Here is a 22,210-nt window from a genome sequence, read left to right as displayed (position 1 = left end):
AGCGGTGTTGCCTAGATAGTATGGTCTAGGTGGTATTGTCTAAGTGGTAAGAGAAGAGAAACTTAAGGAAAAAACGTTTGCTAAGTGTAATGGGGTTTGATTTAAAAAAGCTGGCAGTAAAGGTTGTTATGCCAGCCATACTCAATAGGTGCTCTGTTATGAGGTCTGGTCTGATATTGTTCGCTATAGTCACCTCTGTTTGTTTACCGTTAATTGCAGAGGCAAACCCGCTAGAAATTGCACTTGATGAACGCCCAGATTGGCAGCGGTATTTCAATCAATTTGAAGCTAAAGGCACGATAGTTGTCGTCGATGAACGTCAAGTCAATCCTATGACTCAATCTAACAAGTGGGTTTATGATAAGACAAGGGCCGCTAAACGCTACTCTCCAGCATCGACGTTTAAAATTCCCCACAGCCTGTTTGCACTGGACTCAAAGATCGTCACTGATGAGTTTCAAGTGTTTAAATGGGATGGCGTTAAACGAAGTTTTGCGCCGCATAATCAAGATCAAAACCTGCGATCAGCCATGCGTAATTCGGCGGTGTGGGTTTACGACATCTTTGCTGAGCAGATAGGTGAGCAAAAGGCGCAGCAATATTTATCGCGAATTGGATACGGAAATGCTGACCCGCGCTTTGAGGTAGTAACCGCAGACGGCGGCAGCTATTGGATAGACGGTAAACTGGCAATCTCAGCCACAGAACAAATTGAATTTTTACAGGCTTTATATCGAAATCAATTAGTGTTTGATTTGGCTGATCAGTTAATAGTTAAAGATATTATGATTGTTGAAGCGGGTAGGGATTGGGTTTTACGGGCTAAAACGGGTTGGCAAGGTCAATATGGCTGGTGGGTAGGTTGGGTTGAATGGCCAACTGGTCCAGTGTTTTTTGCGTTGAATATTGATACGCCAAATCGGATAAAGGATCTTTATAAACGAGAGGCCATCACACGGCTGATCTTGCAATCCGTAAAAGCCTTACCAGCAAATTAAAGCATAAAATGCGTGTGAGTCGCTGACTGATTACTCAATTATGGGCTAGCACTAACAAGCGATATAATAATGACTCGGCACTGACATTTGCGGCTGGACTATACTCATTGATGTTATTCAAACATAGTTGATTTTTATCAACCATATATTAAAGGAACACACATCATGGATATTACAGCATTATTGATTTTCTTAGCCATTGGCGCGATAGCGGGGTGGTTAGCTGGCAACATTATCAAAGGTGGTGGCTTTGGCTTACTCGGTAATATTGTAATTGGTATTATCGGTGCGATTGTCGGCGGTTATGTATTTGGTTTATTTGGTATTGAAAGCGGTGGCTTTATTGGTGCAATCATTACCGCGACAGTGGGGGCGGTATTATTACTGTTTGTTGTCAGCTTAATTAAAAAAGTTTGATGCCAATGTGTAAACGGTCTGACTGTAGAGACAGGTTTGCTGTTCGTGAGGAGTGAGCCATAGCTCTATTCAGCCAAGTCAGGCAGGTTTTTAACTCAGCCAATAACCCATCGTAAATGTCTAAAGTAAATGTCTAAAAGACTGAGCTGTCATCTTATCAATTCAAATTAAATATTTGTTGTTAAGTTTTGGTTGATAGCTCATTTCTCTTTTAGGTTTTGATTGGTTGTATGATGAATGATTTCATCAAACCGCAATGTTAATCCATGCTTAGCAAGATTAGCTCTTAACATTGGCTCCATCTCATCTCGATACTGTTGGAGTTGAGATGTTGCGTAAATGTCCTGAACGTCTTTCGGCTCTGTTTTTAATAATTCATTTAATTTCGGGCGGACATATTTGGGTAAATTTAGGTATTCAATCTTTATATCGTTTGTGCCAGTTTGTTTGATTTCAAAAAAGAGTTTATCGATCAGTTCAGGTCTCAGAGTCATATGGGGTAATAATGGCCCAACAAATACATAGGTCTTTATCCCTGCATCATTGAGCTTTTTTAATGTTTTTAATCGGGCGCTTGCTGAGGGAGCTTGAACTTCTAAAAAACGGCTTAGTTTATCATCCGTTGTGGTGATCGAAATGCCGACCTCAGCATTCGGAATTTTTCTTAATAGCTCTACATCGTCAAACACCATGGGCGATTTGGTTAATATACTCACTCGACCTTGATAATTCTTATCTGCAAACACTTGTAAAATTCCACGAGTTAACCGGTATTGCTTTTCTACTCTTTGGTAGGGATCGGTAACAGTACTGATTGAAATCCTTGGATGTGGGGATTTTTTTAATAGGCGCAATATTTCCTTTTGCATCAATTCAACGGCATTGGTTTTTACATAGACATAGTTGCCCCAGTTGTTAATCTTTTCCCCAATAAATCGTCCCATAAAGCTGGCAAAACAATACATACAGGCAAATTGGCAGCCAGTGTAAGGGTTTATAACATAATCTGCACTCGGCACTTTAGTGGCACATACGATTGATTTAGCTTGGATCTCTTGAATGTTAATAGCCATGCTACCACCTAGTTACTTACTCCCTAATAAGCGGGGAGGTAAGCTTAGAATTTACCGCTATTACCCCATTGCGCTTTGGGTAAAATCTTTTCCTGGATATCCCAATGCTCGACGATTTTCCCATGTTTGACTCGAAACAGATCAAATACGCACCAATCAGCGTCATTTTTTATTACGTGGCTAAAGGCCACTACAAAGTTTCCCTGTCCGATGATACGGTGGATTTTATGATATGTTTCGCTGACCCCTTGCTCAGCCAATAGTTTTAAATGTTTATCCAATCCGAGTAAATTATCGGCAATATAGGGGTTGTGTTGGTGGAAGTCTTGTTCTGAAATAAACTGGTCGATGGTATCGACTTTGCCATCGATTAAAATCTCCTGACAAAACTGACTGACCAGAGCTTTGTTTGCATCGGTTTTCTGCAAGTCTTCAACTGTCGTGGGGCCATCTATCATACTGCGCCCTGATACGGTATGTTCTGCATATTCTTGTATCACATCCCAATGCTCAATAATCTTGTCATTACTGTCGGTATCAAATAGATCGGCTGTGACCCATTTTGCTTCACCATTGTTGAGGCTTTGGTAAACGTGGCAAAAAACATATTGGCCGTCGACAATAGCGCGAATAACTTGGATATCTCTTACAGGGCAGCGCTTAATAAAAGGCTCAAAGAAGGCAACAAATCCCTCAATGCCATCACCAACTCCTGTGCTGTGTTGAGTATAGCGATCTCCGGTATAAGCTGTGACGGCTTCTCTAGGGTGGCCATCTCTAATCCCCTTAAGGTAAAGGTTTTTGGCGTTTTCTAGTTTCATACTCATAGTTTTATACCCATAGTTTTATACTCATAGTGGTGAACTCCTTAGTGTCGTCAGTCTGCATAAGCTTGAGCTATAAAAGTGGCTTGATGGCCTCGTGCAATTGAATCGTCACCATATCGTAAATCGACGCCGATTTAGCTTGGGAGACAATAGATAGTTCAGTGCACGCAATTACAACGGTGCTGTGAGCTTGATAGCTTGCGATTAAGGTTAATAGCTCATCACTATCTTGCTCATGTTCACAATAGCGATATACACGTTTACGAATAGCATCAATCCTCCGCATTATTTGCTCGCTAGGCACTGTCACAGCAATCCCAGCATCATTAAATTGCTTGAAAAGTTTGCTGGAATTCATACTGTAAAAGGAGCCTATAAGCACGACTTGCCATTGTTTATCCTCTTTTAGCCGCTCAATGGTTGCCGCTATCGGATTAATAATCTCTGGGTACTTCCCATCATCTAATTGGATGTAGTCGACACTCTCGTGCAAGGTAATATTGGGAATAATGACGCGTTGTACATTAATACGCTGCAATCGTTCTAAATAGCGAATTAAGGCAGGTTGTAGTTTGCTATGTTGATCGGGTAAGTAGGGATTAAATTCGTCAAAGTTGGTATTTAACAGCAATAAAGGGCAGGTGCTATCTTTAGAGAAGTGAGCATGATATTGGCGATTTAATTGCTCGAAATAGAACTGGGTTGTTCGACTCCCCAGCCCCAATAACCCCAATTCTTGGAGATTGTTCGCACTTGACTGTTGCTTTGCGATATTCATTTATTGGGTTTAGTACATACGCGAGTTAAAATATAATCGGCAAAGTACTGCTGACTGTCAGTGAACTTGCTTGTAATGACGAAATCGGTCGGAGACAAAATGCGGTCAAAAATCGCATCACTGTATTTACGGGATATTTCGGTATGAATTTTTTCGCCTGTACTGAATTGATAAACCTTTCCTGTGGCCTTAATGCTGACGCTCTGATCGCATAAACTCTTAAGGTAGCTCTTTGCTATTCCTTCTTGCTCAGTGTATTCAGGGCTATGGTCGAATAATTCAAGATTAAAGTCAGCATCGAGTTCGGTATTGATCCGCTGAAGTAGATTGAGATTAAAATCTCGGGTGACTCCTTGTTGGTCATTATAAGCGGGTAGCACAATATCTGCGGACTTAACCATATCTAGGCCAATCAGTAATTTATCACCATCACAGAGGCTTTTACCCAGATTATAGATAAACTCTGTCGCAGTATTGTCAGGCATGTTGCCAAGATTGGAGCCTAAAAACAGCAATACCTTGGGATGATGGCTATTTTTTAATGACTCTAGAATTGAAAAGTAATCCCCATGTTGTTGTTTAACACAGACATTGGGCAACTCCTTAGCGAGTGAGTGCTCAAGCTTATCTAATGCATTTTTAGAGATATCAATGGGCATATAATCATATTGGTAACCTTCATCGGATAACGCTTGCAGCAATTTTCGGGTTTTAGTGCCATCGCCAGCGCCAAGCTCGATAAGTTCAAAGTAGCTCGATTGATTAAGCTTTAGGGCAGCGATAATGCTGTGCACCTGTTCGCTAAAGATCTCCATTTCAGATCTTGTCAGATAGTACTCTTTTAAACTCATAATTTTAACAAACAGCTCATCGCCTTTTTTGTCATAGAAATATTTAGAGGGTAGCTGTTTTTGTGACTGACTTAGGCCGTTATTTACGTCATCAATAAATTGTTTAATCATGATCTTTTACCAAGCGTATTCCTGACAATTGCCACTGCAAATGAGGATGAAAAAAATTGCGGTAAGTGTAACGTTGGTGACTCTTAGCGGTAGCAACAGACGCGCCGCGAAGTACCATTTGGTTTACCATGAATTTGCCGTTGTATTCACCTACAGCGCCAGCACTTATTTGAAATCCTGGATAAGCTTGGTAGGCGGAGGATGTCCACTCCCAGCGTTTGCCCCAATCAAGGTGTTGTGATGCCACTTCCCATTCAAACTCTGTAGGTAAACGCATCTTCTTCCAGCAGGCAAAAGCATTGGCCTCATAAAAGGAGATATGAGCAAGAATCGCATTGGGGTCGAGTAACTTAAGTCCTGCTAGGGTGTAGTAATGCCATTGGTCGTTGATTTTTTTCCAATAAAGAGGAGCGCTAATCTGTTCTGATTTGAGCCATTCCCAGCCTTCATCTAACCAATAGCTAAACTGGGTATAGCCGCCATCTTCAATAAATGCGATATATTCGCCATTAGTCACCAATGCATTTGCGATTTGAAACTTCGATAGCCAAACCTTGTGCAGCCCTAGTTCATTGTCATAGCAAAAAGATTGTTGCTGATGGCCAATGTCATACATTCCTTCTTTGATTCGAGTCCAGCCATCTCGTTGGTTCGTATCTGTAACGAGGGTAAACTCGGGTGAATACTCCGGATAGAGTGGATTTAATGCCAGCATATATTTTAAATCAGTTATTAATAACTCTTGGTGTTGCTGTTCATGATTGATGCCTAATGTGACAAGATCATAGAGCTCATCTGAGAGGGGGCGGCTCAATAACAGACGCATCTGCTCATCAACATATTGTCGATATAGATAGACTTGTTTAACGGTTGGGCGGGTAAATAAGCCACGCTGTGAACGTATGGCGCGCTCGCCCAGCGTTTGATAATAGCTGTTGAATAGAAAATCAAAATCGGCATTGAATTCGCAGTAATTATCAGCGTAGGCCTTAAGAATTAAGCGCTCAAAAAACCACGTTGTATGGGCTAGGTGCCATTTAGGCGGGCTAGTATATTCAATAGCTTGTGGAACATAATCTTCAATTTCCAATGGGGCACATAGTGTTTCTGTGTACTGGCGAGTTGATAAATAATGCTTTAATAACATAAGGATATACACTTCCCTTTGATGGCTCTAAATCACATGCTTAACATGTTTTATTTAGTCAGTAACATACTTATTCTCAAAAATATTATTCGCACTTTATACCTTAGTGTTCAGCGCTATGTTTGTCAGATTTTGGTCGGAGCTAAATCTTTAACTCACCTTGTTTGTGTTAGTTAGTCGCAGAGCATCCATTGCTATATAAAGCGCAGCTTAGCGTTTTATTAGCCAATGAATGCCCAGCCATAAACGGTTTGATATGAAGTCAATTTGATTATTTAAACCCAAATTTTCCATTATCATTTTTCCATTCAGATTTAACAGGGATAGTCGACATGACCCCCCAATGCTCTACAATTTTGCCATTGTCTAATCGCAACAGATCAAAGTAGGCGGTAGGGTTACCGGCAAAATTGCCTTCACTCACAGCTAAAGTAAAGTTGCCTTCACCTAAGGTAATATGATTAACATCATAGAGCATGTGGATCCCATTCTCGCCCATATGCTGCAGCGCCATAGCGAGCCCCGAAAGGTTATCTGCAATGTCGGGGTGGTGCTGGGTGTAATTATTGGCGTCAACAAAGTTTGGTGCCTGGTCAAATTGTTGTCCCACTAATACGGTGGTGATGAACCCCTTGGCAGTGGCTTTGTTCGCATCAGTCTTATCGAAGTCTGTTATCTTTGTTTCACCATCGATTTGAGTATGGCCGCTCGGATTGGGCTGTGGACTTTTTGCGATTAAATTATCCCAGTGTTCAACAATAAGCCCATCTTCAAATCTAAAGATATCAATGCCAATTTTTTCACCAAAAAAATCGTAGTCGCTATGGGTAAATACGTAATCACCATCTTCAAAAGCGCGTATCACCTTAACTTTAAATCCGCCAACAGGTGCATTTTTCATGACGGCACCAAATCCAGCTAATCCATCAGCAATATCTAGATTATGTTGGATGTATTTATTCGGATTGATGTAGGCAATTGGCGCGTTACTGCCACTTTGAATACTGTTTAACAGGGCGATGGCCTTTTCTTTGTTCGATAAGGGCATGATATTTCCTCGGCAATTGGCGGCAGTAAAATTGTCTATTAATTCGCGGCTTGTAAATAATATTAGTCTGTAGGTTTACTGCTTGCTGAGTATTTTATTGTTAATTTTTGCCTGTTGTTTTTTGTTTTGTTTACGCCCCAACCCCAGCCTAGGCGAGGGTTGATTTTGTAAACTAATTTAAATGGTGTGTTCACTGTGATGGAATTGTAAGTCTAGTCAGTTGTATAGCTAATCAATGCCAAAAGGCTTACTGCTAGCTTAGCTTTTGTGACTGAGGGAACGATGAATTTTAAGAGCGTCAGAGAGTGCCGGTTGAGCACTCTCTGAGTCTTTTTTGGGGATGGTTTAATACCGTATTTTTAACTAATTACTGCTCAATCTGAGTGTGAAACATATTCCAGCCCATTAAACGGCAGATATGTTTTATCATCAGCTGTCCTTTGACACTGTTTCCGGCAGGATCTAAAGGAGGCGAGAAGCTGGCAAGAGCACCAACATTTGGGATAACAGCAACAAGACCGCCCCCCACGCCACTCTTACCCGGTACTCCCACATCATAAGCCCAGTCACCAGAACGCTCGTATAGCCCCTCCATCATCATATCGGCAAGAATATGCGACACGTTTTTTGAGTGGATAACGGTTTGTTTGCTACATGGATTAAATCCACTATTAGCAAGCGTGGCTCCCATTGTTGCAAGCTCTATGCAGTTAATTAACGTTGAGCATTGACGCGTGTAAACATCACAAGCCTCAAGGGGATCGCTATACATATTGCCAGCTGACTTTAATAGTAAAGAGATAGCTTGATTGTGAGTATTCGTTGTTTGCTCTGATTGATTAACCTCATCGGATAATTGAGTCGCACTGTTAGTGAAGCGTGACTGACAGTCGAGAATTTTTTGCCAGCGTTGCTCTTTGTCATCCGCCTTGATTAAACTCACCGTTGCAATCGCTCCAGCATTCACTAGAGGCGTGAGCGGCTTGCCATTATGCATCTCTAGTGCAAGAACAGAGTTGAAAGGTAGTCCTGTTGGATCTGCGCCAATTTTGCTATGGACTGCTTCACTGCCCGATTCTTCTAATGCTAAGGCTAAGGTAATCACTTTTGAGATTGATTCAATCGCAAAGTGATAGTCACTGTCACCAAAGGAGGTGATTTCACCGTTAACAGACACAAAAGCGATTCCGGTTAACTCTGAAGGCACTTGTGCTAAGTACGGAATATAAGACGCATTTTTTCCGCCATGTTTGTCTTTGTACTTGTCGTATGCTTGCTGCATAACATCGGCTAATAAGACCATCATTTATCCTCGAATGTTTATCTTTAACTACTCGAATTCGACTGCTTGCAAACGAGTTAGTTAGGCTGATGTAACGTGTGAGTCACTTTATCGGATGTATTAATCACACCAGGATGCTTATCTTCAATTTCCCAAGTGAAAGGTGCAAAGTCCGTGACTTCAGGATCGCGCCAATGTGGTTTACGTGCTTTATAAATAAACAAGGGGATTGAGACAAAGACGATAGTGAGTATCACCAAAATGGCGACAAAGGTTTCGGGACTTCCGACTGCGATTTGTGATGGTGGAATGAATGAGAACAGGAAAGCGGTTAATGAGCCAATAAAGCCTAAACCTGCAATCAACCACATACCGATACTGCCACCTGGAATCTTATAAGGGCGAGGACGATTAGGCTGGCTGTAGCGTAAGTAAATGGCTGCGGCAAACATCATTAAGTACATGATGAGATAGAGCACAATCGTTAACTGGCTTAAGATTTGGTAAGCCGCTTGCACTGAAGGTAAGACTACAAAAACCGTTGAAATTAATGTAACCAGCAGCGCCTGCGCCATCATGATGTGCGTAGCCATGCCATGCTTATTGGTTTGCTGCCAAAAGCGAGGAAGGTAACCGCCTTTTGCGACCACAAGCAATGCCGAAGATGGGCCTGCAACCCAGCCAACAACCCCTGCTAATACGCCAAGCGCTAAACAGGCGGCCATCACAGGTGCAGCCCAGCCAATTCCAGCCCAAACAAACATGTCGTGATAGGCCACTAATAAGCTCTGGGTTAAGTTAATCTCTGACTGAGGAATAACAAAAGCAATTGCCAACGTACCTAAGACGAAAACTAACACTGTACCTAATGCCGCAATACCAATGGCAATAGGGTAATTTCGAGGAGCATTATCAACTTCTTTAACGTGGATAGCGTTCATTTCCATACCGGCATAGAAGAGGAAAATACTGGCTGCAAGAACAACGTTATTAAAGTTAGAAAAATCGGGAATAACATCTTTCCAAGCTAATTCGATTTGTGGCGTATTACCTGCAAAAAGATATGAAAAACCTAATACGATAAGGATAATACCTGGAATAACAGTACCGACTAAACCACCCCATTTAGCAAGTTTTGAGAAGGCTTCTGTGCCACGTAGGGCGACAAATGTTGCTAGCCAATAAATGGCAAGCACAATACCAAGAACAAAGAATTTATTTTCGGATAAGGATTGATCCCATGTTTGGTCTGGGCCCATAAACGCAAGAGATACCGAACCAAAAGTTAACGCGGTTGGGAACCAAACTGTTACCTCAATCCAAAGCATGAAAATGGCAATTAGGGCAAGTTTGGGGCCAAATGCCTCACCTACCCAGCGGAATATCCCTCCTTTTTCCGACCAACCTGTTGCTAGCTCGGCAGCGACTAAAGAAACAGGCACTAAAAAAACAATAGCGGCAAAAATATAATAAAATATTGAACTCAACCCATATTCAGCTTCTGCGGGTAACCCTCGTAAACTCACCACAGCAACAATGTTAAGCATCGCTAAGGCAAATATACTGATCCCTTTTTTTTCTGTTTGTTTCATATTTTTCTCTCAAATATGTATTAAATCGTTCTAAGTTGTTTGTTCTCTAGTAGAGCTAACAAACGATACTTAGCCAGTCAGTGATTTAGGTATTTGTTATGCAGTGGTTTTGTTTGCTTTAGGCTTACAGTTTTTTAAACAAAAAAACCACTATGTAAAAAATAGCACATGAATTGAAAATTACTTTTTTGCTCTAAGTCATTACGTTCATCCGTGTAAAGTCCGATAAAAATTAAAGGCCAATGATGCGCCTTGAACGACCCTTATCTTTTCATTGTTCTATTGCATTTCGAATACAGTGCAATGAGTTAATACAATTGTTAGTTAAATCAGTATTTAAAAAGGTGATCTGCATCACGAAAGCGGTTTAATTAAAACGAATATCTCACTTTCTTTTCGACGTGAACTTGTCTGCAGCGAGTTAGGCTTAAAGTTATCTAAACAAATAGATGGGGTAACTGCATTGACTATTTGTAAGCTGACTCGTATTGACAGAGTATTGTGCGGAGGTTTTAAAAAAGCCCCTTAGTTGTATAAGGGGCTTTAAATTAATGACTAATCAGATCGAATATGATCAATGAAAATGAATATGGTCAATGCAAGTGAATGCTATCAATGGCTTCAGGTTTTTGCTCTGGGACTGGTAGCGCTAAAGACTGCACATAATTAAGGCCTTTTGCAGTAATACCACCTTGATAATCTCGGCTTCCATCTGCAGTGACGACCGACACCTCACTTGGGTTCCATGCTTCAAAGAAGCTTGAGAGGTCATATCCCGACACCTCTGAGGCACAAGCCATCAGTAAATCACCCTCATTTAAGCGATTAGAGTTTTGCGACGAACACGATTGGTTGTCACTGTTTCTAGCTTCACGGTGCATCATAATTATCATGTTCCAGCCTTCATCTTGGCCATAGTAAGATGGCACTGTTTGGCCATCAAAATGATCTGCAATGTTAAAGTGAGTTTCAGCCCATACTTTTAATTGTGCAAACATCACTAGGCGTGAACCTGCATTACCATGGCTCCATACATGGCCGTGATCTCGGCTGATCAGCATAGGTGCTTTTTGAATATCAGTCTTTACCCGATCCATTTCTCCGTTACCGTTATCTCGATGATTTTGCATGTACAGAGCGAGCAAGTTGTTGGCAACTTCAGTTGCACCTTTGACATTAAACGGCGCAGCAGCCAAGTTATGGCCGACTTCATGCCACAATAACCAGTCATTTTCAGGTTGGGTCGGGATGGTATTGGCATCTCGATTGTAGGTGGTGCTCATTACTGGGTATCCAGAGTGCGCAGCACCAATTGATATTTGCACATCATTAACAAAGCGATGAGAGTGCTCAGGCAATAACTCCCCGGTAAAGCGCATATTGCCCAGGGTGTTATTTCGCGCGTGGAAATCACTGGCTTTTTCAGCAAAAACATTCATACCATCGGCAAATGCTTGAATATTAGTGTCAGTAACATTATTAACCGGGGTTGTGTAAACAAAGTGGCCGCTATTGATTTCTGCAAGTGGCACATCAAGGTTTATTGGATTTTGCCATAGACCATTTTTCCAAAGAGATGCTTCTAATACGCCTGTAAAGCTAAACTCAACTTGATTGTGAGTTTGTGTCGATGCAGGCTTTATATAGATGAGTCCGCCATAAGGGGCAATAATTTCAGTTGTTGCACCTGCTGTATGGGACCAAGACTTTTGCACTCGAGAAGGGCGCTTTAATGCCAGTTCATGTTCATGCTTACCCGTGACATCATCCACAAGAGCCACTGTAATCGTTGCGTCATGATTACCACTGACGGTCACAACGCCTCGCTTTACGGCCCATAACCCGGTGGATTGCATGTTATTTGCCGTACCTACGACAGCATTATTGAACGTTTCAATGTGTACGCTAGCATTGCCGCCACTAGCGCTGGTATTTCCAGGGTAAATAGACGTATCAACACTTATCTCATTGTCCCAATATGAACGGCCAAGCATGATCCTGGTGAGTGGTTTTTCTTGATAGTTTAATGGGTAGCTTGGGTTTAGCTCACCACTATCCGTTAGCATGTGGTAGCTTTTTAGTTTAGCCTCGGTTTCAGTGGCACAGGCATTATCAGGCTGATGCTGGTTTGAGGTGTAACAGTTTAAGAATTCAGTCGCCTTCTTAAAACCTAGCTCATCTTGCACTTCAGCGTTATAGGAGTATTGCTCGTCATTCCACAGCCAGACGGATAAGTTGTCATATGTTTGATTCAACTCATTTAATGATAGACGGGTACCTTGACTGCCTTTACTGCGGTAGTAAATTTCGTGTTGATAGAGTTTTTCAACGTTAGCCCCAAGGTTAGCGGCTTTAACCATAGTATTTACCACATCAGGGCTAATCTCATAACGGGTAAATCGTGGTCTGAAATACGTGCCTCCTGTGGTATAGCCATGCCCTTGACGGGTTTCGATACAGCCTATTTCATAGTCATAACTCGCATCAGTGCACTCTTTGACTTTTGGGAAAGCGGTTTGGATTGTCGCCACGGCAGCCAAACGTTGCTCTTCAGTTTTAACGCTGAAAAATGCGAAGTTATTGCGCTCTTCTCCATTAACATCCTGGGTTTTGTATTGAGCAATGCCGAACTGAGGTTTATCGATAGGCGATGGAAAAGTCACCGTACCGTCAGCGTTAACAACAAACTTTGACATGTCATCAAACTTTTCATAAGTGACTAGTGTGTCTTGTAAGCTCGCACGTGGGTTAGGGCTTGGGGCTTGACAGTAATAGCTTTCACCGCAGTAACCTTGCCTTGTGCGCGCAAGGTTTGCGCCACCTAAAGAGATCCCTGCAGTATCAGCTAGGCGCGCAATGGGCTCAGGATTTAATTGCTCAATCCCGTCCATGAACAATACATTTCCGCCTGCGTTGATGTACTTAATCAACGCCGTAATATCTGTCGCAGAAAGTAATGGCTTAGTGATGTCGGCAAGTACTTTTACGCTCATGCCATCACCAAATAGGCCGGTTTCATAGGCTTGTAAAATTAAGATTGGCGTAGTCTGTGGCTCAAGTCCGTCATAACTGCCTGAAGCGAGTGACTCAACATTTAATTTGTATGAATCGTCGATAAAGAAATCATACGTTTGGTTAGAGTTAACGTTCGATTTCCAAACCTTATTAATGTTTGAACCGACATTAACTGAAGTATTGCCATGTTGATATTGAGGGGCAAACCAAGTGAACATGTTTTTAAAAAATAGCGGCATGCTGCCGTTGTCTTTACCCGCTTCTTCACCACCGGCCCAATAGTTTGACGGATGACTTAAAATGTTTGGGTACATGCTGTTGCCCATAAACACGACATTACCTTGGCCAATTTCACCAGCGGTGACAACGGGCAAGTTATAGGTTGCGGTGTCTTCACCTACGATTTCAGGTCGCTTGAGGAGCACATTAGAGCTCGCATCAATAATTTTAGCGTCAGTCACATAAGGGAAGCCATCGTTACGTTGATAAGCTTGCTCTGACCCAAATGGCAGCCAGTAGTTAACATCGTTGCGAGGCATCAGTACCGGAAACGCAGTATTTGATGTGTTCATTGAACGCATAAAGCGTGCATAACCCACCTCACCATAAAAAGACGAGTTGTCATGAAAAACATGGAACTGGTCAACGTCAGTATAGAGTTGCTGCAAGGTCTTAGTCACATACTGGCTATTGTGTAAAACTGGCGTAGCAAGATGGTTTAACGCTCGCGCCTGATTTAGCTCTGCATCAATGATTTGTGCTAATCCAGTTTCAAACTGCGCGTTAAATTCGTTAGGCACGCGATACTGAGTATCCTCGATTTGCGCGCCGTTAGGTAGATTGAGTTTAATGATTTCATTAATGGCGTTAGGGTATTGTGCAAACACTTGGTGCACATGCTCACCAAAAGAAACGCTGTCACCGTTATCGGTGGCATAACGGGCTATTAATGTATCAATATTTTGTTTAACGATTTCACTATTAGACACATCAGTCAGCTGATATTCAATTTGATTACCTTTTACGGAACCGAAAGTGAAGGTATCTAAACCTAGGGTAATTGTCTCGCCCCAAAGGTAAGACATGACTCCGCTTGAGTCGGTGATCCCGCGCGATGATTTGCTGTAGTAATTGACTCCAGCAAGAGGCGTTCCCTGTTTATCAGACAGCACACTTTCTGTGAGAATGCGCCCTTCTTCACTTGGCTTGTAGCTGTAGGCATCTTCAGCGGCCGCTGACACAAAACCCGCATTGATATCTGGTTTGGCGCCTGCAGTGACTTCTGGGGTTAACGTGTTGTCGACATGTGAGCTAGGCGCTTTATCAATTTCATCGGTTTCTTCTGCCGCAGGCGGGTTTAAAAACGCTTCAATTTCTGTACTATTGCCACCTGAAAAAAGGGGAGCGATATCAAAGCTGTCTAGTTCATCTAAACAGATCTCATTAGTGATAGCGGGGCAGGTACTGACTTTTGTCATGACCTTTGCGCCATCGGCAATGCTTATTGCATGAGTCCAGTCATTTTGCATGTCTAATGCCATAGCGTTATGACTGTCACGGCTCCACCCCTCTGGCAAAGGAATGTCTTTATTGAGCAGCTCTATCGAGCCATAAGCGCAACTGACATTATCACCATCTGTAAATGTGAAAATACCAGTGTCACCTAAGGGTTGACCATTACAGCTTACCTGTCCTGATAACCGTTTGCCACTGAGTAATAAGCTACCCTGATATGTCTTTTTAGCCGGGATCAGATCGCTTGGTGGAATACTCGGTACGCTTGGGTCTTTTGAGCTATCGCTGCCGAAACAGCCTGCCAATAGATTGCTGACAACAACAGCAAGTATCAGTTTTTTCATTTTATTTTCCCATAACCAAAAGCAAAGTTGCTTTCTGTAAAATCTATCCATGAATAGGTTTTACAGAAGAGGCCTTACGATGAGTATGAGTGTTACCCGAAGGTTGTTAGGCTTTAAAAGTTGAGTCATTGATTACAGGTTAAGGCGACAGGAAAATATCAAAATTAACTATTTGATTAGTTATTTGATTGGCTATTTAGTTAGCTCGTTGGTGGGGGAGTTGATGGATTCGTTGATTCGCCTGTTGATGAGGTATTGATAAGTAAGGGAATATTTATTATCTCAAAAAAATAGACTGAGCTATAGTTTTTTGTGGCAATTAACTGATTTTATAAGTTAAATTAAATGGCGTATTTGTTACTGTTTGTAAGGCTAACCCATTGCTTTGGGCAGATGTTTTAAGAAATTAAGCATAAAACAATACGATATATTACTTGTATGTGAGCATCGATGGGGGAGTGGACTGACATTCAGTTAAACAAATGAGCTAAATGTCGAATTTTACGAACAGCTTGAGAATTTCATGACTAATCTATTAATAAGTATTGCTAGAGGGAGGGCTTATAGAAATGAATGTGAAATTAAGACAAGGGATTAAAGTGCTTTTTAAGTCGCTACCTTTTCTAGAGAAGTACCTGCACTTTGCTGTCATGATTGGAGTGTTATTTCAGCTGATTTCTAGTTCACTAATGCATGTACATGGTGACACCCAACTGGATAATATTGCAGATCTTGCATTTATTCATATTTATGCCGGATTGGTGTTGTTTCCCTTAAGCATTATTTTTGCCATAAAAGTTATTATGCGGCGTAAATTACTCGATCTGTATCCGTGGTTTTTTGGACGTTACGAAGGGATTAAAGAAGATATTGAGTGCTTGTTAAAGGGAAGGCTTCCAGAGCCTAAGCCTGCAGGATTAGCTGCAACCGTAGAAGGATTAGGGCTGCTCGCTTTGCTGCTTGCTTTAACAACGGGTGGAATGTGGTTTTTAGTCGTTAATATTAGTGGTCCAAGCGAATTACTTCTGTCAGTTCATAAGCTCTGTGTGACATTTATTCAGATTTATTTCTTTGCCCATGGCGCCTTTGCGTTACTGCATCTATTTAAATGGTGGCGTGAATAGCCAAATATTTAAGTTGTCATATGAAAGCCTTATATAAAGCTGTGATATGAACAGCTTTATATAAGTAGATGCCATCGACTCGTTTTTTCGATCAGTTTTGAGAGGTTTCAGCGTAAGCTTTTGTTACTTCTTCGCTAATAATGGCGATGCCAGCCCGCATTTTAGCTTCATCTTGCACATAGTTCATGCGTAAGCACTGATGAGCATGCTCCCAATCTTCCTCTAATCCAAAGAAAAAATACTCGCCGGGGACAATGAGTACACCGCGCGCTTTTAGTCGGCTATACAGCTCCATGGTGGTGATAGGTAACTTATCAAACCAGAGCCAGAGGAACATAGCACCTTCAGGTTTATGAATTTTAAATCGGCTATCGGTAATCGATTGTTGCAATAAGGCGACCGCAAACTCAGACTTTTGTTGATAGAAAGGCTTGATGACGTTTTCGCTCAACTGCAGCAAATCACCAGACTCAATCATATGCTTGGCGATAGCGGGGCCAAATCCACCTGGTGCTAGGCTAATGATGGCATTAAGGTTAGACAGTGCTTGGGTTATCTCTTCGTTCGCTATCACAATGCCACAGCGAACGCCCGGTAGACCAAGCTTAGATAGGCTCATACACAATATGGTGTTGCTGTTCCAAAACGGGGTCACGTCTTCGAAAATAATATTAGGGAAAGGCGTACCATAGGCGTTATCAATGATAAGCGGCACCCCGTTAGCACGCGCTAGTTCATCGAGCTTTGCTACTTCAGCATCAGTGAGTACGTTACCGGTTGGATTCGTTGGGCGAGACACGCATATCGCAGCGACAGAGTCGTCGATGGCTAGCTGCTCAAAGTCCACATGGTACTTAAACATGCGGTTTTCTAGCATCTCAATCTCGGGGCGGTAAGAAACAAAAATATCATCATCTAAGCCGGTATCGTTGTAGCCGATGTATTCAGGTGCCAGTGGTAGTAAAATTTTCTTATGGCTGCCATCTGTTTGCTTACCTGCCAGCAAATTGAACAGATAGAAGAAGGCGCTTTGGCTGCCATTGGTCAGGCTGATATTCTTTGGGCTGATGTCCCAGCCGTAGGTGTCGTGCAATAACGATGCTAAGGCATTTAAGAAGGTATCTTTTCCTTGAGGGCCATCGTAGTTACCTAATGCCGCGACGAGCTCGCCATTGGCCAGCATATCGGCCGTCGCTTGGTGAAAATAATCTTGCATGGCAGGAATAGAAGCCGGATTACCACCGCCGAGCATAATTGCGCCGGGTGTGCGTAATCCCTCATTAAGATCATCCATTAACTGAGTTATGCCAGAGTATCGATTAAATTTTTCACCAAACGTTGAAAACTGCATGCTATCTAGTACCACTATTGCTTATGTATGCCTGTAGTAACAATACTCAGAATAAAACGCACTCATTTTTTTAATTTTTAGTGACTAATTTGGCATAGGTCATATTTTGCTGAGGAAATCGTAAATTATTTGTGCAATTGCTCGATTAAATTTAAACAAGAGCCCTGTGGGTTGGTGTGTTATTGATACACCGAACTTCACTATTCGCTGCGATCTAGGCCTTATCTGTTAGGTATAGGCTATTGTGCAAATGGTTCAGTTTTCTTACTATTATCAAAACGTACAGCCAAACTGAAACTGTTTAGAAAACTAAGCTGAAAACTAAGTAGAAAGCTAAACAGAAAATTAACGGAAAGTCTGCACAGACACTCTCCCATATCCTCCTCATTTTTAAACGAGAACGCATGAAATTTATCCATACTTCTGACTGGCATATCGGCAGACAACTTCATAACCAGAGTTTGCTCGATGATCAGCGCTTTGTTTTAAACCAGATTGTCGAACTCGCTAAAACCCATGATGTTGATGCTGTAGTTGTCGCGGGTGATATCTATGACAGATCTATTCCGCCAGCTGCAGCGGTTGCTTTATTGGATGAGGTCGTGAATCGTCTGGTGAATGAGCTTGAGATCCCACTGATTATGATAGCGGGTAACCATGATGGTCACGAACGCTTGGGTTTTGCTTCAAGGCAGATGAACGATAGCGGCCTGCATATTGTCGGCCCGCTAACTCAAGAAATTAGGCCCATCGAGCTTAAAGGTAAGCAGGGAAATGCCATGTTTTATGGTCTGCCTTATGCCGATCCGGCCACTGTTCGTCATGTGTTTGAGTGTGAAGTGAGTACTCATGAAGAGGCGATGGTGAAACTGCTTGAGCAGGTGCAGGAACACGATAGCCAAGGACTGCCCAAAGTCGTGATTAGTCACTGCTTTCTCGATGGTGGCAGTGAGTCTGAGTCTGAACGTCCACTGAGCATTGGCGGCGCCGATAAAGTCTCGCCAAAGCTGTTTAATGACTTTAATTACACTGCTCTGGGGCATCTACATGGGCCGCAATATAAAGGTGCTGAACATGTCAGGTATTCGGGCTCAATGCTTAAGTACTCATTCAGTGAGCAGCATCAAAACAAATCGGTCACCTTGGTTGAATTAGATTCAGATGGCAAAGCTCGCTTTGAGTTATTGCCGCTATCGGCCATGCGAGATGTGCGAATTATCGAAGGCTTATTGCAAGACTTATTAGAGCAAGGCAAAACCGATGTGAATCGTGACGATTATTTGATGGTGAGACTGAGTGATAAAACCGCCATTTTAGATGCCATGGGTAAACTCAGAAGTGTGTACCCGAATGTACTGCACCTAGAGCGTACCGGCTTAATGAGCGATAGCAGCAAGGTTGAGCTAAGCCGAGATCATATTAAGAAGGGCGAATTAGACATGTTTACCGACTTTTTTACTCAAGTGTCAGGTGAACCAATGACCGAGGCGCAAAAGCTGGCAATGACCAGTGCAATCGATGAGTTACATAAAATGGAGCGTACCTCATGAGACCTCTTACTTTAGAAATGTCAGCGTTCGGCCCCTTTGCGTCGACTCAAGTGACCGACTTTTCCGCATTAGGTTCTAACCCGTTATTTTTAATCAATGGTCCAACGGGGGCGGGCAAAACCACGCTTTTAGATGCAATCTGCTTTGCGCTATATGGCAAGACCACAGGCGATGAGCGCGAGGGCAGCCAGATGCGCTGTGACCTAGCAGCAGATAGCCTGTTGACCGAAGTCACCTTTAGTTTTGCTTTGGGCGATAAACAGTACCGCATCCGCCGTGTGCCAGAGCAGCAACGGGCTAAAAAGAGTGGCGACGGATACACGGTGCAAAAGCCAGAAGCTCAGCTGTACCGCATCGATAGCGATGGTAGTGAACATTTGCTGGTGGCGAGTAAAGTCTCAGAGGCCACCGCTGAAATAGAAAGCCTTACCGGCCTTGATGCCGATCAGTTCCGTCAGGTGATGGTGTTGCCACAAGGCAAGTTTCGCGAACTGTTAATGGCAGACTCTAAAGACAGAGAGAAGATTTTTAGCCAGCTCTTTCAAACACAGATTTATCGTAAAATTGAAGACAAATTAAAGTTTCAGGCTGCAGCAATTAAAACTGAAGTGCGAGATCACCGTAACAAACGTGATGGCATGCTGCACAATATCGAACTTGAGTCCGATGACGCGCTAAATGATGAACTGCTGACACTCGAGCCACAGCTTGCTCAAGCATTAGTGCTTAAAGAGCAGAGCCAGCTTGCGCTGATTAACGCCAATAAGCAGTTTGAGTCGGCTAAATTATTGGTTAATGATTTTGATGTACTGGATAAACTAAAACAAACAGCAGCCTTACTCGATGAACAAAAGCCCGCTATTGAGCAAGATAAAGTAAGGCTTGAGAGCGGCCAAAAAGCACAGCAAATCAAACCTGTGTTAGATGTGTCACTTGCCCGCGACGTCGAGGTGACACAGGCACAAGCTGCAGTCACAAAGGCACAATCTGCCAAGCTGCAAAGTGAACAGGCGCTTAGTTTAAGTCACACCCAATTTGCCGCGTTACCCGAGCTGGAGGGTCAGCTGCAGCAAGCTCAGAATGAGCAGCAAAAATTAACTCAGTTGGTGCCTCAACTTCAAGGGCTAGACCATCTGCAAAAAAGCTTCAATCAAGCAAGTCTCGAGCGGGATCAAGCCAAACAGAAGGGCATTAAAGAGAAGAGCCTTTTAGATGCGCTGGAAGCACAAAAGCAGCTTGCAGAGCAACAGCTTCCCCAATTAGAGCTCGCTGCTAGCGAGCAAGTGAATGCTCAACAAGCCGTAAGTAGTCAAAGTGACTTGATTGAGCGTTACCTGCAGTGGCAACAGGCTAACATTGAGGCTGGCAACACAGCACAGGCGTTAACACTCGCCAAAGAGAAGGGCGGACAGCTTCGCTCGCACTTTGTCGAAGCGCAAACTCAGCATCGACAGTTGCAGCTCGTTTGGCACCGCGGCCAAGCAGCAAGTTTAGCCTTGCAGTTAACCCCGGGGCAGCCGTGTCCAGTATGTGGCAGCGCCGAGCACCCACATCCTGCCCAAAGTGCAGAGCAATTGCCAACAGAGGAGGAGCTACAACAGGCTCTGCAACGTGAGGAATCGGCAAATGAGGCGCTTAATCAAGCGAGAGCTGAATATTCCGGCTTAAACACTAAGCATCAAGAGCAGTTGAAGCAGCTAGCTGAATTACAGCAAAGAATGGGTGAAAGCAGTAATCAATCACTCGAAGTGCTGCAGTTACACTTGCAGCAGTTGCAGCAGCAGTTAAATCAAGCCAATAGCGCTGCTCAGCAATTAGCTCAACTTAGACAACAAATACAGGACTGGCAAACAAGGCTGAGGGAGTTACAAGCCCAACTCGATGCTGAGCGAGAGCGCTTTTCTGAACTACAGAGTTCGGTTTCAGGCCTGCACGGACAGCTTGAACAAGTATCCGCTGCCATTCCTGAGCAATATCGCAGTTTAGATGCACTCAATGAGGCGATTGACCACGTTCAGTCGCAGGTGACGACGCTACAACAAAGCATCAATGCAGTCCGTCAGTCTCATACTCAAGCGTTAGAGCATGATGCCGCTCAAACTGCTGCTTTAGCCGGGGCTCAAACTAATGTGGCTCAGGCAAGGGAGCAAGGTGACAAGGCGTTATCTGCGTTAAATGAGCAACTGTCGATGTCAGGCTTTAGTGATCAACAGGGGCTCATTCAGGCCTTGTTATCTCCTGGTGCACTTAAAGAGATAGCCGATACTCTCAGTACATATCAGCAAGACTGTATAGCTAATCAAACGACACTGAGCCAAATGAGTGACCGGTTATCACAGCAGATTAAACCAGAGCTTGGAGATGTTGAGACCAGTTTGGCTAGCATTCAAGCTGAGCAGCAAGCGGCGGAAGCAAACTGGCAAAACGTGCAGAGTAGGGTAACGCAACTCAAACAAACCCAAAAGCAGCTTAAAGATGCCGATGCCAAAGCTAAGAAGCTTGAAGATGAGTACGCGGTGATCGGTACCTTATCCGAAGTGGCCAATGGTCAAACGGGCAATAAAATTAGCTTACAACGTTTCGTTCTAAGCGTGCTGCTTGATGATGTGTTGCTTGAGGCGAGTCATCGTCTACAGCTAATGAGTAAAGGACGCTATCGATTGCTGCGTAAAGAGGACCGCGCCAAGGGCAATAAGGCGTCAGGACTCGAACTTGAAGTCGAAGATGCCTATACCTCAAAAGTTCGCCCTGTGGCGACCTTAAGTGGTGGTGAGAGCTTTATGGCGGCTTTGTCTATGGCACTAGGCCTGTCCGATGTTGTACAGGCTTACGCTGGTGGCATAAAACTCGATACGTTATTTATCGACGAAGGCTTTGGTAGTTTAGATCAAGACTCGCTTGATCTTGCTATTCGGACCTTGATGGATTTGCAATCATCGGGCCGCATGATAGGGGTGATCTCTCATGTGTCTGAGATGAAGGAGCAGATAGCGACGCGTATCGATATCAACAAGACTGCTATCGGCAGTGAAGTGAGCATAGTACTGCCTTAATTCACAAGTTATAGCTCTTCTAGAGCGAAGTGGCGTAATCCTGTTGTGTCGGTATGTTTATTGAACAAATACAACAGGGTTACCACGCTCAGTTTGTAACTTATCATGGTGTAGTCATCAATTTGTGCGGTTGA

15 protein-coding genes are annotated in these 22,210 nt (G+C 43.1%); 5 read left to right on the top strand and 10 right to left on the bottom strand.

The genetic code is table 11. The annotated features are described in order from the left end of the window. The first annotated feature begins 128 nt into the window (after window positions 1–128). Together blaOXA and ACVBIU_RS14355 are read left to right on the top strand one after the other, a co-directional pair. Window positions 129–998: a class D beta-lactamase gene (gene blaOXA, locus ACVBIU_RS14360; protein ID WP_447164120.1), complete on the top strand. Its 870-nt coding sequence runs from the start codon at window positions 129–131 to the stop codon at window positions 996–998. A gap of 165 nt (window positions 999–1,163) precedes the next feature. After that, entirely contained in the window at window positions 1,164–1,415 is a 252-nt protein-coding gene (locus ACVBIU_RS14355; protein WP_447161244.1) for a GlsB/YeaQ/YmgE family stress response membrane protein, read from the top strand. A 200-nt stretch (window positions 1,416–1,615) separates the two neighbouring features. Here ACVBIU_RS14355 and ACVBIU_RS14350 read toward each other — a convergent pair whose 3' ends face one another. The 9 genes from ACVBIU_RS14350 to ACVBIU_RS14310 form a co-directional block, all read right to left on the bottom strand. Beyond that, window positions 1,616–2,488, bottom strand: coding sequence for a spore photoproduct lyase family protein (locus tag ACVBIU_RS14350; RefSeq protein ID WP_447164103.1), 873 nt, complete (start codon window positions 2,486–2,488; stop codon window positions 1,616–1,618). Window positions 2,489–2,532: 44 nt separating this feature from the next. Next, on the bottom strand, window positions 2,533–3,315 hold the full coding sequence (locus tag ACVBIU_RS14345; protein ID WP_447161246.1) for a nuclear transport factor 2 family protein: 783 nt from the start codon (window positions 3,313–3,315) through the stop codon (window positions 2,533–2,535). 70 nt (window positions 3,316–3,385) lie between these two features. Beyond that, on the bottom strand, window positions 3,386–4,093 hold the full coding sequence (locus tag ACVBIU_RS14340; protein ID WP_447164102.1) for an aspartate/glutamate racemase family protein: 708 nt from the start codon (window positions 4,091–4,093) through the stop codon (window positions 3,386–3,388). Continuing rightward, window positions 4,090–5,055 (bottom strand): L-histidine N(alpha)-methyltransferase, encoded by a 966-nt coding sequence (locus tag ACVBIU_RS14335; RefSeq protein WP_447161248.1) that lies wholly within the window; start codon window positions 5,053–5,055, stop codon window positions 4,090–4,092. The genes ACVBIU_RS14340 and ACVBIU_RS14335 overlap by 4 nt, the downstream gene beginning before the upstream one ends. Beyond that, a complete protein-coding gene (egtB, locus tag ACVBIU_RS14330) occupies window positions 5,048–6,202 on the bottom strand; it encodes an ergothioneine biosynthesis protein EgtB (protein ID WP_447164101.1) in 1,155 nt (384 codons plus the stop codon). The genes ACVBIU_RS14335 and egtB overlap by 8 nt, the downstream gene beginning before the upstream one ends. Before the next feature lie 271 nt (window positions 6,203–6,473). Continuing rightward, window positions 6,474–7,250, bottom strand: a complete 777-nt coding sequence (locus tag ACVBIU_RS14325; protein ID WP_447164100.1) for a nuclear transport factor 2 family protein — start codon at window positions 7,248–7,250, stop codon at window positions 6,474–6,476. A 367-nt stretch (window positions 7,251–7,617) separates the two neighbouring features. After that, the gene (gene glsA, locus ACVBIU_RS14320) at window positions 7,618–8,556 is read right to left on the bottom strand and encodes a glutaminase A (RefSeq protein ID WP_447161251.1); all 939 of its coding nucleotides are present in this window, start codon (window positions 8,554–8,556) and stop codon (window positions 7,618–7,620) included. 53 nt (window positions 8,557–8,609) lie between these two features. Further along, entirely contained in the window at window positions 8,610–10,124 is a 1,515-nt protein-coding gene (gene gadC / locus ACVBIU_RS14315) for a putative glutamine/gamma-aminobutyrate antiporter GadC (protein WP_447164099.1), read from the bottom strand. A gap of 593 nt (window positions 10,125–10,717) precedes the next feature. After that, on the bottom strand, window positions 10,718–14,998 hold the full coding sequence (locus tag ACVBIU_RS14310; protein ID WP_447164098.1) for an SslE/AcfD family lipoprotein zinc metalloprotease: 4,281 nt from the start codon (window positions 14,996–14,998) through the stop codon (window positions 10,718–10,720). Window positions 14,999–15,567: 569 nt separating this feature from the next. Between ACVBIU_RS14310 and ACVBIU_RS14305 the strand changes: the two genes are divergently transcribed. Further along, window positions 15,568–16,122 (top strand): cytochrome b/b6 domain-containing protein, encoded by a 555-nt coding sequence (locus ACVBIU_RS14305; protein ID WP_447161254.1) that lies wholly within the window; start codon window positions 15,568–15,570, stop codon window positions 16,120–16,122. Window positions 16,123–16,213: 91 nt separating this feature from the next. On the opposite strand, the gene ACVBIU_RS14300 is transcribed toward ACVBIU_RS14305, so the two are convergent. After that, window positions 16,214–17,473, bottom strand: coding sequence for a valine--pyruvate transaminase (locus tag ACVBIU_RS14300; RefSeq protein ID WP_447161255.1), 1,260 nt, complete (start codon window positions 17,471–17,473; stop codon window positions 16,214–16,216). A 404-nt stretch (window positions 17,474–17,877) separates the two neighbouring features. On the opposite strand from ACVBIU_RS14300, the gene ACVBIU_RS14295 reads away from it, so the two are divergent. Together ACVBIU_RS14295 and ACVBIU_RS14290 are read left to right on the top strand one after the other, a co-directional pair. Beyond that, the gene (locus ACVBIU_RS14295) at window positions 17,878–19,023 is read left to right on the top strand and encodes an exonuclease SbcCD subunit D (protein WP_447161256.1); all 1,146 of its coding nucleotides are present in this window, start codon (window positions 17,878–17,880) and stop codon (window positions 19,021–19,023) included. Continuing rightward, a complete protein-coding gene (locus ACVBIU_RS14290; protein ID WP_447164097.1) occupies window positions 19,020–22,076 on the top strand; it encodes an AAA family ATPase in 3,057 nt (1,018 codons plus the stop codon). Before ACVBIU_RS14295 ends, ACVBIU_RS14290 begins: the two co-directional genes overlap by 4 nt. The last annotated feature ends 134 nt before the right edge of the window (window positions 22,077–22,210 follow it).

The sequence above is a fragment of the Shewanella sp. 30m-14 genome (assembly GCF_052977125.1).
The sequence above is the reverse complement of the archived record's forward strand: the minus strand, read 5'-3'. Positions and strand labels throughout refer to the sequence as shown.